This is a genomic window from Halocatena salina, assembly GCF_023115355.1.
In the GTDB taxonomy this organism is placed as follows: domain Archaea; phylum Halobacteriota; class Halobacteria; order Halobacteriales; family Haloarculaceae; genus Halocatena; species Halocatena salina.
Map to the genome: position 1 here is coordinate 1086728 of NZ_CP096019.1, position 12664 is coordinate 1099391.

General features: G+C 59.5%; 12 protein-coding genes. 6 read left to right on the forward strand and 6 right to left on the reverse strand.

The window, feature by feature from the left end:
* Positions 1-117: 117 nt before the first annotated feature.
* On the forward strand, positions 118-1413 hold the full coding sequence (locus MW046_RS05545; protein WP_247994565.1) for a HEAT repeat domain-containing protein: 1296 nt from the start codon (positions 118-120) through the stop codon (positions 1411-1413).
* 60 nt (positions 1414-1473) lie between these two features.
* The gene (locus MW046_RS05550) at positions 1474-3141 is read left to right on the forward strand and encodes a phospholipase D-like domain-containing protein (protein ID WP_247994566.1); all 1668 of its coding nucleotides are present in this window, start codon (positions 1474-1476) and stop codon (positions 3139-3141) included.
* 4 nt (positions 3142-3145) lie between these two features.
* On the opposite strand, the gene han is transcribed toward MW046_RS05550, so the two are convergent.
* Positions 3146-5014, reverse strand: coding sequence for a Hef-associated nuclease (han, locus tag MW046_RS05555; protein ID WP_247994567.1), 1869 nt, complete (start codon positions 5012-5014; stop codon positions 3146-3148).
* A 188-nt stretch (positions 5015-5202) separates the two neighbouring features.
* On the opposite strand from han, the gene MW046_RS05560 reads away from it, so the two are divergent.
* Positions 5203-5691, forward strand: a complete 489-nt coding sequence (locus tag MW046_RS05560; protein WP_247994812.1) for a Mov34/MPN/PAD-1 family protein — start codon at positions 5203-5205, stop codon at positions 5689-5691.
* Complete coding sequence (locus MW046_RS05565) at positions 5688-6113, forward strand: FAD synthase family protein (protein WP_247994568.1); 426 nt, start codon at positions 5688-5690, stop codon at positions 6111-6113. Before MW046_RS05560 ends, MW046_RS05565 begins: the two co-directional genes overlap by 4 nt.
* Before the next feature lie 40 nt (positions 6114-6153).
* Here the strand turns inward: MW046_RS05565 and MW046_RS05570 are convergent, their stop codons facing one another.
* The 4 genes from MW046_RS05570 to MW046_RS05580 all read right to left on the reverse strand — a co-directional run bounded on the left by MW046_RS05570 (position 6154) and on the right by MW046_RS05580 (position 8949).
* Positions 6154-7302: a pyridoxal phosphate-dependent aminotransferase gene (locus MW046_RS05570; RefSeq protein WP_247994569.1), complete on the reverse strand. Its 1149-nt coding sequence runs from the start codon at positions 7300-7302 to the stop codon at positions 6154-6156.
* 14 nt (positions 7303-7316) lie between these two features.
* The gene (gene ribH, locus MW046_RS05575; protein WP_247994570.1) at positions 7317-7724 is read right to left on the reverse strand and encodes a 6,7-dimethyl-8-ribityllumazine synthase; all 408 of its coding nucleotides are present in this window, start codon (positions 7722-7724) and stop codon (positions 7317-7319) included.
* Between the two features lie 192 nt (positions 7725-7916).
* Positions 7917-8051, reverse strand: a complete 135-nt coding sequence (locus tag MW046_RS19405) for a hypothetical protein (RefSeq protein ID WP_282190225.1) — start codon at positions 8049-8051, stop codon at positions 7917-7919.
* A gap of 142 nt (positions 8052-8193) precedes the next feature.
* Positions 8194-8949: a hypothetical protein gene (locus MW046_RS05580; protein WP_247994571.1), complete on the reverse strand. Its 756-nt coding sequence runs from the start codon at positions 8947-8949 to the stop codon at positions 8194-8196.
* A 509-nt stretch (positions 8950-9458) separates the two neighbouring features.
* Between MW046_RS05580 and MW046_RS05585 the strand changes: the two genes are divergently transcribed.
* Complete coding sequence (locus MW046_RS05585; RefSeq protein ID WP_247994572.1) at positions 9459-11249, forward strand: flippase activity-associated protein Agl23; 1791 nt, start codon at positions 9459-9461, stop codon at positions 11247-11249.
* A 253-nt stretch (positions 11250-11502) separates the two neighbouring features.
* On the opposite strand, the gene MW046_RS19545 is transcribed toward MW046_RS05585, so the two are convergent.
* The gene (locus MW046_RS19545) at positions 11503-11676 is read right to left on the reverse strand and encodes a hypothetical protein (protein ID WP_368411358.1); all 174 of its coding nucleotides are present in this window, start codon (positions 11674-11676) and stop codon (positions 11503-11505) included.
* A gap of 279 nt (positions 11677-11955) precedes the next feature.
* Here MW046_RS19545 and MW046_RS05595 point away from each other — a divergent pair, with 279 nt between their 5' ends.
* Positions 11956-12654 carry a class I SAM-dependent methyltransferase gene (locus tag MW046_RS05595; protein ID WP_247994573.1) on the forward strand — a complete coding sequence of 233 codons (699 nt, stop codon included), beginning with the start codon at positions 11956-11958 and terminating at the stop codon, positions 12652-12654.
* Positions 12655-12664: the final 10 nt, after the last annotated feature.

Sequence of the window (12664 nt, forward strand, 5' to 3'; positions counted from 1 at the left end):
CGGCGGTAGCGACCACGAAAATATAGACCCGACGGTTTTCGTGACTGGCTACCGATCGTCGAAGCTGTCGTGCTACGAAAGGAAACGCTCTTGGCCGGGACTGTCGCAGTCTGATGCATGAGCAACGGGGACGACGAAACTACGGCAACGGACTCGGAGGAATCCGCCCCCGATCCCGAGGAAATCGCCGATCGTCTCGATGCGATCGAGGAATCGCTCGAAACTGCATCGACCGAGGCAGACCTCGACGACATCGAGGGGGACCTCGACACGGTAGACGAAAAGATCGAACAGCTTCCCGAACCAACCGACGAGGAAGAGACCGAATCGGACGAGGACGAAGATCCTCCACGCGTTCACCTCCAAGAACGTGTGCAATCGATCCGGGAAGCCCTCGAAGATCAGCGTGGACCGTACGCGAGCGAGGCCACCGAAGATATCGAGTCGATCAGATCCCAGATCACCGATACCCGATGGACTGAACAGGGTGAGGCTGACGTTATCAGCGCTGTCGAGACGTTCGTGGAATCGATCGCTGGGACCCTCGGAACCGACATTTCACACGAAACGGCATCGACCGACGAGGCGGCCGCTGCGCTCGGAGAGGCGATCGACGCCACCGAAGCGGCACAGCTCCATCCAGACGACGACCCAGAAACCATCGAGACCGTTCTCGATGAGACCGACACGCTCCAAAACGAGGTCGACGAGGCCCAAGAGTGGAGCGATCTGACGGTGCGAAAACAGCTCGAACACCAAGGATTTTACGACGTACTCACCCCGAAAAACCGCAAGGACTACCCGCCGGAGCTCACTGTGATCCGGATCGCCGAATCGAACGACGATCCCGAGCCGATCTTGCTCGCACTCGAACGGTTCACCTCGGAGTTCATGGAGGAGAACTGTCTCGACGCACTGGCTCGGATGGGACCACAAGCCGCGTTCGAAGAGATGAACCAGCGCGCACAGAAGCGAAGCCAAAAGCCGATCGAAGTGCTCGGAAAGATCGGTGATGATCGAGCTGTCGAGACGCTGGTTCCGTTCATCGAAGGTGACGGGGATCCCGTTTTACAGACGGTGACGCTCAAAGCCCTCGGAGAGATCGGTTCAAAAGAAGCAACCCAAGCCGTAGCTGATCGACTCGTTGCCGACTCGTCGTCGGTCCGCAGCGCTGCCGCCAAAGCGCTCGGTCGCATCGGTGACACACGCGCTGTCGAGCCGCTGGCCGAGCAGCTCGAAGACGACGGCGACGATACCGTTCGAGCGAGTGCTGCGTGGGCACTCAACCAGATCGGTACCCGAACTGCACTCGAACACGCAAGCGAATACGACGACGACAGATCGTATCTCGTCCAAACCGAGGCCGAACGAGCCACGACGGCCACGGCTGACAACGACGCCGAAGCGGTCTGACGGCCGCTCGGTGAACGGGGGATCCGTAGTTTTATATCGAATAACGCATCCATCGGGGCTGTGGGAACGACGACGGAAGCCTCGGGGAGTACACGTCGCTCACGAGCGGCAGGACTGGCCTGCACGATCCTCGCAGTGGTGATCGTCGGTTCGACGCTTACCGGTGTTTTACTGACGGTCAGTGCCGAGCAAGCGACGGGCACCGACGCCGAAATCGTCGGTGTGTATCCGAATCCAGTCACGGAGGGTGATGCCGGTGAGTTCATCGTTATCGACGTTCCGACGACCACGAACGTGAGCGGCTGGCAGCTCCGCGACGGGGAATCGAACGCTTCCTTGCCCACTACGACGGTGAGCGGCCGAGTTGTGCTCTCGACGGAGCCATCGGCGGCCCAAGCCGTGGTGGATGGGCCGGTTCAGCCACTCACAGGAAGGCTAACGCTTGCAAACAGTGGTGAACGGCTCCGGCTCGTGAGAAACAACGCGTCGCTCGATACCGTCGAATACGACACCGCTCCGGAGGGAGAACGGTATCAGCGTGACGGTGAACGATGGGAGTGGCAGCCACTCGGCCACACTGACTTTTCCGCGTTCGAAACGGGATCGACATCAGCGAAGCTGTTCGTGCTCCCGGACACGCCAGACGTTCCCTTAGCGACGCTCGATTCAGCCACCGATCGGATCCTGATCGGTGGATACACGTTCACATCCGAGGCGGTCGCCACCAGATTGATTCGGGCGCATCGGCGTGGCGTTCACGTCGAGGTGCTCGTCGATGGCGGCCCAGTTGGCGGAATCTCGACCCACGAGGCAACAGTTCTCGATCGGCTCTCGGACGCGGGCATCGACGTTCACGTTCTTAGCGGTGAGCGAGCGCGATACGCTCATCACCACGCGAAATACGGCGTTGTGGACAATCGCTCCCTCGTGATGACCGAAAACTGGAAACCATCGGGGGTTGGGGGTCAGTCGAGCCGTGGATGGGGGGCGATCGTCGACGATGCAGCACTCACCGACCGATTGGCGGCAGTGTTTCGCGCCGATACCGGCTGGAACGATACGACGCCGTGGTCGGAGTTTCGTCGCAACGAAACGTTCGAACCAGGGGAACAGGCGTCCGGATCCTATCCGTCCGAGATCGACCCCGATCGGGTGCCCGTCGAACAGGTGCGGTTCCTCGTTGCGCCCGACAACGCCGAATCGGAGGTGATCGGTCTGATCGACAACGCTACCGAGACGATCCGGGTCGTGCAGGTGTCGACCGCTGGGCCTGACGGTCCGTTTACGAAGGCAGTGCTCAGGGCTGCGCAGCGAGGAGTCGACGTTCGTATCCTTCTAGACAGTACATGGTACGTTAGAGAAGAAAACAGTGCGCTCGTCGAGCATCTCACTCGAGTCGCAGCCGATCAAGACCTCCCACTCGAAGCACAACTCGCAGAGCCGAACGGTCGCTACGAGAAGATCCACGCCAAGGGGATGATCATCGACGGGAAACACGTTGTCGTTGGAAGTCTCAATTGGAACGAGGAGTCCGCCCGAGAGAACCGGGAAGCTCTCCTCGTCCTCACGGGAGAGGCAGTTGGAAGCTACTACGAAGCGGTGTTCGATGCGGACTGGACAGGTGGGACCGGCGACGGACTCCCCGTCGGCATCATCGCTGCGATCGGAATCCTCCTGATCGTGGCGCTGGTGCTCGCCAAAACCCTCGACTTCGAACGCGGACAGTAAGAGGTTACAGTAGGGTGCTTCGGAGCTGTTCGTCGATGTCGGCGTCGGCCATCTTCTCGACGAGCGCGTCGAACACCGTTTGACGCTGTCCCGAGACGAATTTGATCGAGCCCACGACGAGGTGTCCGCCGCCGCTAACCCCCGCTTCGGGGTATTCATCGGCCAGCGACGACACCATCTCAGGAATATCGAGTCGCACACCGTCGCTCCGGAGCACGGCGAAATCCGGTCCGTAGCCGATCGTGATAACGGGATCGCCGTCGTGTTTCGTAACCATCTCGTCGTGGACCGCGCCCGTCGTCTTTCCCGGTGCTGGATAGGTGAAGCGGTGAGCGTGACGTTCGACATCGATCCGGTACAAGTGTGCACCGTTGTCGAGTTGCTCGTGGTCGGTGTGGGAAAGCGTCACATCGAGTTGGCGGTTACGGTCGCGTTCGGCTCGATCGGCGAGAAACGACACCAACTCCGCGTGGCGGTCGGAATCGTCACAGCCCACATCAAGCACGTCGTTGACGAAACTGTTACCGTCATCGTACCGGAGCCAAAATGCGGCGTAATCGAGCGCCTCACCAATATCCTCGATGTCGGATTCGTCGTACCCAGCGTCGCTGGCGAGCGAGAGATACGCGTCCATCGCGTCCGCGCGCGAGCGATCACACAGTCCTGCGACGGCGGGAACGTGTTTGAGATCCGTGGTCAGATCGGGATCGATCATCCGTGCGAGTTCGGTGGACATCATACCGGTGGTAACACGGTAATCCTCTCCATGGAGATACGGATTGACGTGTTGTGTGACCAACGGCTCGACGGCTTCGGGATCCGGATGATGGTGATCGACAACGACGATAGGAATGTCGTACTCGGCGAGCGTCCGGTATGCGGGCGTGTCCTCCTCGGTCGATCCGTTGTCGAGCATCAAAAACAACGGCAGCTTCTGACCGTGGCGGTCCCGATCGGACAGCGAGTGGTTGAGATCGCGCGTTACGTCTTCCATCTCGTAGAATGGAGCCTTGCTCGGCAGACGGCGAAGCAGATACTCGGAGGCTTCGGGTGTCTCGTATCGCTCTTCGATGAACCGTTCGAGCGCGAGCTGGAGCGGAATGCTGGCACACATGCCGTCGCCGTCGGCGTGGTGACGGATCCGGATCGGACGACCATCGAGTACGGCCCGACGAAGTGTTTTCGCAACATCGGAGAGGTCTGAAAGGATGGTGTCGAGTTCCGGCCAGTCGACCAGCGGCTCGATCTCGTTGGGTTCCGCGACCGCGTCAAGCGACTCGCTGATCTGTGTGCGCATCTCCTCGGCGTTCGGAACTGGTTCCAACTGGTCAATCTCGAGTTGTTTTCCACCGTCGTGTTGTTCGACAGTGCCAGATACTCGAACGATGTCACCGATCTCGTACTCCGGATACGCTCGAACACCAGCTTCCTCGAAACCAGCACATGGAACGACACCGACCTCATCTCGGACCTGGAAGATTGTCGGCCCGGAGGTTTGGCGGATCTGAATGACCTCACCGACGAAATGAACGGGATCACCGATGTTGTTGTCGAGATCCGTCGCGGTGATGAGCTGTCCCGGTTCGACAACATCGGTCCGGTATTCGGTCGGTTGGGCCTCACTGAAACTCAGATCTCCGTTGTCGAGGATCTCATCCAACTCAACGATGAGCGAATCACCGTACTCGTACTCATCGAGGAGCTTCGATTCGTGAACGAGTCCCGAGAGATTGTCCGAGAGGTCCACGAAAACGCCGTAATCGACAACGCCGTTGACCGTGGCGTGGTAATGCTCACCGATCTCGACATCGTCCATCGTACAGTTCGGTGCAAGGTCATAGACAATAGTGATAGAGACGCGTGAAGGTGGCATTTCCCCGAACTCGGCTCTCGTCGGTGTTAACGCTTCCCTTTCGAACGACCTTTGTCTAAATTCTGTCCATACTCAAAAACAGAATGGTTGAATCGGCTCAGGAACGGGGTGAGACGCAGGGATCCACCTGCGAGCGGTGGCCACCCGTTTCGGAACTCTTAGATGGAAACCGGATCCTCTTAGTAGATATGCGCCTGTTTCGCTCGGACGAGATTCTCGGCATCGCCGAGGAGACGCTCGCGTTCGCGCGTGAGGCCGCCGAGAACACACACCCCGATGAGTATATGGGGTTACTCCGCGGTGAAGACGCCCGTACACTCGGATTGGAACAATCGGGCACCGTCATCACCGAGGTACTCGTCGTCCCCGGTACGGAGTCGTCGCCCGTAAGCGCGACGATGAAAACGAACATGGTTCCGAACGACCGGCAGGCCGTCGGTTCCATCCATTCACATCCCAACGGCGTCCTCCAGCCAAGCGATGCCGATATCGCTACTTTCGGAAGCGGATCGGTCCACATCATACTCGGTGCGCCCTACCGAGAAACCGACTGGCGGGCATTCGATCGGGATGGTACGCCAACGGAGTTGTCGGTGCTCGATGTGGCGCTCCCGGATCCGGAAGAACAGTTCTTCGATTTTACACAGGCAGACATCGATAGGGAGCTACGCCGATGAGAGTCGTTGCACAAGGGACCTTCGACATCCTCCATCCGGGTCACCTCCACTACTTTCGCGAAGGAAAGGCAATGGGCGAGGAACTCCACGTCATCATTGCTCGTGGGAGTAACGTGACCCACAAGGACCAGCCCGTTCTTCCCGACCGCCAGCGCCGCGATATGGTTGGGGCCTTAGAAATGGTCGATCAAGCGCATCTCGGACACACCGAAGACATCTTCGTCCCGATCGAGCGGATCGATCCTGACATCATTCTGTTGGGACACGATCAACACCACGACGAAAGCGACATCGAAGCCGCACTGGCAGAACGAGGGATCGACTGCTCAGTCGAGCGAGCTTCGAGGATGGAACCACGGTACAACGGCGAGCTGTTCTCGACCGGGCAGATCATCGATCGGATCTGTACGGAACGGTGCTGACGACGGCTTCCGAGAGAAAAACGACGTGCGCGAACGATTACTACAGATAGCCGTTGTTGGCGAGTCGTTCGACGCCTTCTTGGAGCCGTTCGGTGCTCGCTGCATACGACAGGCGCGCGTAGCCGGGTGTTCCGAAGGCGCTGCCGGGGACGGTGGCGACGTGGGCCTCCGAAAGGGCGTTTTCACACCATTGTTGATCGTCGTCCGCCACGGGCACCATCATGTAGAACGCGCCGTCGCCGACAGGCACGTCCACACCGTGATCGTCGAAGAGATCCACGAGCATATCACGCCGTTCGGCGAACGCATCGCGCATTTCCGTGACGTACTCCTCACACTCGGTGAGCGCGGCGACACCGGCGTGTTGGACGAAGTTCGTCGCACACGTCACCGAATGGGATTGGAGCTTGTCCGCTTGGTCGACGAGATCGCTTGGCGCGGCGAAATATCCCAACCGCCAGCCGGTCATCGAATACGCCTTGGAGAAACCGTTGACGGTGACGGTACGCTCCGCCATTCCATCGAGCGTTCCGAGGCTCGTCTGTTCGACGCCGTAGGTGATCCGATCGTACATCTCATCAGCGATGACGGTCACGTCGTGTTCGACTGCGAGATCACGCACCCCGTCGAGTGCTGCCTCGGAGAACACTGCACCCGATGGGTTGCTCGGGGAGTTGACGATCATGAGATCCGTTTCCGCAGAGACGGTCTCGGCAAGTTCGGGGAGAGCAGGTTCGAGTTGGAAATCGTGGGGGGTGAGATCGACGCGTTCGAGCGATCCACCGGCGATTTTCACCATCGCCTCGTAGGACACCCACGCCGGATCGAGTAGCACGACCTCGCTGCCGTCCTCGACGAGCGTCTGTACGACTTCGAACAACGCTTGTTTCCCACCGGGGGTCACCATGATCTCTGCGGGATCGTAGGACAGCCCGCGCTCACCCAGAGAGTCGGCGATGGCCGACCGAAGGGCAGGGATTCCGTTCGATGGTGCGTATCCCGTATGACCAGCGTCCATCGCGTCTTTGGCTGCGTCGACGATCGGTTCGGGCGTCGGGAAATCGGGTTCACCGACGCTCAAATCGACGACATCGACGCCGTCAGCTTCGAGTTCGGACGCGAGGTTGCTGATGGCGATCGTCGCGCTCGGTTCGACGCGTTGAATGCGCTCTGTGAAATCCGTATTCATACTCGTGTACACATTCACAACGTTTCCGCGAGATCGATAGCGCTTTCGACAGCGGTCGCACCGTGGTCGATGCGTGCGTTGGCTTCGTCGACGCTCATTGCCGGGCCAGTGATGCCGAGCGTGACGGGCGTATCCCGTTTGAGAGACACCTCCGTCAGGCCTTGGGCGGCAGCGTCGGCGATGACCTGATCGTGATCGGTGTCGCCGGTGACGATCGCACCCAACACCGCGACAGCGTCGATGTCCTCCCGCCGTGCCAGCCGATCGGCGGCTAGGGGCGTGTCGTACGATCCCGGCACTGGAACGGTCTCGACGATCTCCGCGTCGTGTTCGGCAGCCGCGGTCCGGGCGCGCTCTTCCATCTCGTGGGTGATCTCCCCCTCCTTGTTGAACTGGGAGACCACCAACCCGAGTGAAACCATACCCGTCGGATCGGGAGGCGAATGCAAAGGGGTGACGTTCCACTTTTTTTGCGTTCGGGTGAGCGAAGCTCACCCTCACGCAAAAAACCTGGACTAAAAAAGGCCGCGAGCGAAGCTCGCGGTGAGTGACCTGCCCGCTCCGCCGCCGCGACCGCTGCCGCCCCGCGACCGCCGCCGTCGACTCTGTTGTTCTCAATCGTCGACGTGGACGGCTGGCGGCTCGCTAACGACGCGCGCCACCTCGGGATACTGCTGGCGCAATCCATCGAGGTCGCCGCGCTGGCGATACCGGCCCACCTTTTTTCCGCTCGGGTGGCCTTCGGCCACCACTCGCGCAAAAAATCTGGATCAAAAAAAGCCGCTCACTCCGCTCCGCTTCGTTCGCGGTGACTACACTTGCATCTCCCGCCTCCGCGACCGCTTCCGCCTCCGCCTCTCCCCCGCCTCCGCACCGCCGACCCTGTTGTTTTTAGTCGTCGGCGTGGACGACCGGCGGCTCGCCCACGACGCGCGCCACCTCGGGATACTGCTGGCGCAAGCCATTGAGATCACCGCGCTGGCGATAGTGGCAGTACTCCGCCAACAGTGCGACTAACGCGGCTGGGGCACTCGTTGCGTCAGGCTGCTCAGTCACCTCGGCTGGCTCTCGATCGTTTTCGGGGGTGTACACCGACTGCACGACCGTTCCGTCGCGCTGTTCGTGATACCGCACCCGGCCGCCATTGTCGAACCAGCTCGTGACGACCAGCTCTTTCGGCGCGTTGTAGCGCGTGACGTTCGCTATGCCGGGCAAATCGTCGTAGTCCACTTGTGACCGGCCAAGCCCGGCCGTCGCCAGTATCTCCTCGATCTGCGTGGCGTGCGTACAACCCGTACTCCGGCACGGCCGACACCACGTTCCAGTGCCCACGTCCACGACGTGGTACAACTCCGCTTTCGAGATCGTCGCTCGATCGTCAAGGGTCGAGAGGTTCACTGATTCGCCCAGCCGATCCCAGAACTGAAACACCGGCAGCGTCATCTCGTTCCCCCACGAACGCAGTTCCCGCGAGCGCAGCGAGCGGCTTTTTTCGCCCACGTTTTTTTGTGGGAGTGGTGGCCGAAGGCCACCCGAGCGCAAAAAAGGTGGGTCATCGACGGCCCTCCAGCAGTGAACAGCCAACCCGATGCGCGTACCGCGACCGAACCGGTCGGCCACACTGGGGACATCGCTGTCGCTGGTCACGTTTCTGATACGATTCGACACCGTTACATGTCTCTGCTTCGTTCCCAATCATGGGTTCTTGCACTCAGAGGACCCAGCGTCGGGTGCTACCACCACCCGGCGCGTTCAATACGAACGCACACGCCCCGTGGCGCACGCAAGCGTCCTCGTTTATCGTTCCTTACCCCATCACGTATAAAGGTACTGATGTAACGAGTAATGTCGTGTCGTACAAACAACTGTTCTCCAGTCAAATCTCGACCGAAATAGGACCGAGCCATCGGATCAAGGAATGTTTTATCGGATGGTATCGTACTGATGGGATCCAGTGCAATTCGAACCGGATGGCGCGGTCGCGGAGCGGCAGCGGTCGCGGCGGCGGAGCGGGCAGGTCACTCACCGCGAGCGTAGCGAAGCGCAGCGAGCGGCCTTTTTTAGTCCAGGTTTTTTGCGCGAGGGTAGCTTCGCTACCCGAGCGGAAAAAACGTGGATCATAAGAATTCTAACTAAAGGTGCCTAGGAGCCAGCCAATGGAACGCCCCGCACTCACTAGTCGGGACTGGAGTCCCGGCCGCACGGCGACGGTGGCAGTCGTCTCGATCACCGCCCTCGCGTTGCTCGCTCGATTCGCCTTCCTCGGCGATCGTATCGCCCACTGGGACGAAGCCCGTGTCGGCTTCTGGATACTCGATTACATGCAGACGGGAAACTACAGTTACAGTCCCGTCATTCACGGACCGTTCTACCACCACATTAACCCGCTGTTGTTCGAGTGGTTCGGATACACTGACGCCGCGATGCGCATCGTACCGGCGTTCGTGACCGGGCTGCTCCCACTCACGGCGCTGTTGTTCCAAAGCCGGTTGGATCGGATCGAAACCGTCGCGCTGGCGGCGTTTCTGGCGTTCGATCCGATCCTGTTGTACTACTCGCGATTCATGCGTGGCGATCCCCTCGTCGGTGCGTTTATGTTCGCGGGCTTTGCGTTTCTCGTCCGGGCGATCGACACCGACCGAACGGATCATCTTCTCGCTGCTTCGGGGCTGATCGCGCTTGGCTTTACGACCAAAGAGAACGCGTTCGTGTACGTCCTCTGCTGGCTCGGTGCGTTCGCGGTGATCCTCGACCACCGATTCGTGACTCACGTCCGCGAACGAGCGCTCCGGACTGTCGTTTGGGACGCGCTCGTGCGAGGTTGGAATTGGTTGGGCCGCCACGGTCTCGGAGTCATCGCGGCCATCATCGAATTTTTCGTCGTCATCATCGCGTTCTATGCCCCACGGTCGAACGGTCGTCTCCACGTGCCCGGATCGAATGGCGGACAGTACGTCGGCTGGAACGCACTCACGGATCCATCACTGTTGGGGGCGTTCATCTGGGAGGGGACGGCCGGAGCGTTCCAGTCGTTTTACTCGTTTTGGGGAACCGGTGCGCAATCAGAACACCCATACATCCCGTATCTCGTTGATCTGCTCGAAACGATCGGCTACGGATCGCTCGTGCTCGTGGTGCTCGCGTGTCTTGGCTTTGTCGTCGATCGATACGCTACCGACACTCCGCGTGAGCTACTTACGGTCACGTTCGCGTGGGGGGTGGTGTCGCTGTTGGGGTACCCAGTCATCACAGACATCAAAGCTCCGTGGGCGGCGGTCCACGTGGTGTTGCCACTGATGATTCCCGCTGCTGTCGGTGTTGGAGCGCTTCTCCGGCCGATCCGTGCCGGCGTCGTGACGAACACTCGGTGGGCACGCGTTGGAGTAGCCGGGGTCGTTTTGCTGTTGATCTCTGCGCCCGTCGCTGCCGTCGGGATCCACAGCGTCTACCAGGAACCACAAGCATCCGACAACGAACTCGTTCAGTACGCCCAACCGGCCGACGATTTCCATCCGACGGTCCACGAGATCGAACGGATCGCTGCAAACAATCAGCAGGGAACTGACGTCGTGCTCTACGGACAGCAGTTCGTCAACGGTGATCCGATCTATCAACAACCGTCGTGTGCCGGTAACAATGGATGGTTCGACGCGCTCCCGTTGCCGTGGTATCTCGTTCGCAGCGATGCATCGGTCACGTGCGCCCAATCACAGGCCGAACTCGATCAACTCAACCAGAAACCACCGGTCATCATCACGACCGCATCCCACGTCACGAAAAACGAAAGCAACCAGACCGTCACCGTCCCGGTCGTTCCCGAGGGACTCGACAGGCGGTTCCCAGAATACGACGCGACGATCGAACAGATGCGGACCACCGACACTGACGTGGTGTTTCTCATCGACCGCGATCGGGTGAACACGACTCAATCGTCGCCCGGACGGTAGGCCCGAGCGTTTTTCGATCTCGTATACGGCGAGGCGAGTTTGTTCGTGGTCGATTCGACAACCGAGCCAGAACACACCGATACGAAGCTTGTCGTGTGGAACACCAGCTAGTGGCTCGACGTATTCGTCCGGATCACGCCATTCGTCGGTAACGATCCCATCGAGTTTCGACGTGATGCGATCCTGTTCGTAGTTCTCAAGCTTCTCAAACGACGCCTGAGCACGAGGGGCAAACTCCTACGACCACTCCTCCTTATTCGGCATCGTCGCTGTCCCCGGAATCCGATGTCAGCCCGGCACGGAGCTCGTCGCTAGAAACGAACTCCGTTTCATCCATCCGCAGTTCGTGCTCGGTCGCGGCGATCGACTTCCACGTTTCACGCGATAGCCCGGGGTGTCGCATGGCATCGCGCAAAACATACCGCATGAACTCGTCCCGGCTGCTGAACCCCTCTTCTTTCCACCTGCGTCGATGTCGTCGAGAAACACCTCCGATAATCGCAGGTTGATGCTTGTCATCGTCGGCTCGTCGCCGTTGTGCGCATCCGTGTTAGACATACAAAGTATATACGTGCGTATATGCCATAAACACATCAACGAACTGTGCTCGAAGGAGAGCTACTGTTCTTTCTCCCAATCAGAATATCGCCCATAAATCATCGTTACTGTACAGATATATAATGATGTATATAATTTGTATCTGTTGATGACAGATACAACAGAGCGATTGGAGGTCGATGGGTTCGCGCTCATCGGGCGCACGTTCGAGGAGTACGTCCACATGTTCGATCTCGATCCGGCAGCGCTGGCTGGTCAGACGGTGCTCGACTGTCCGTCGGGCGTTGGCTCGTTCGTTCGGACGGCTAACGACCACGGCATCAACGCGATGGGTGTCGATATCGCCTACGGGAAGTCCACGGCTCGACTCCTACAACTGGCGAACACGGACCACAAGCGCGTGGTGGCCCAGCTTCGGGAGAAGTCGTCATTGTTTGAATGGGGATTCTACGGGGATACCGACGGGCGCAGTCGGTATTTGAAGCGTGCGTACGAGGAGTTTCTCGATGATTTCGAGGACAACAGGGATCGGTACGTTCACGCCGCGCTACCGGTGCTCCCGTTCAACTCGGATTCGTTTTCGGTCGTACTCTCCGCACATTTTCTGTTTTTATACGGAGATCGACTGGATCGAGAGTTTCATCTCCCGTCGCTGCGCGAACTCGCCCGTGTAGCGACCGAGGAGGTCCGGGTGTTCCCGCTCTCCGAACTCGACACGAACCGGTATCACGAACTCGATTCGATCGTCAAAACGCTCGAAACCGAGGGATACACCACAGAGCAGGTGAGCGTTCCGTTCGAGTTTCAGCGCGGTGCCACAGAGATGCTTCGAATCACGGACGTTTGAGACGGTTCGC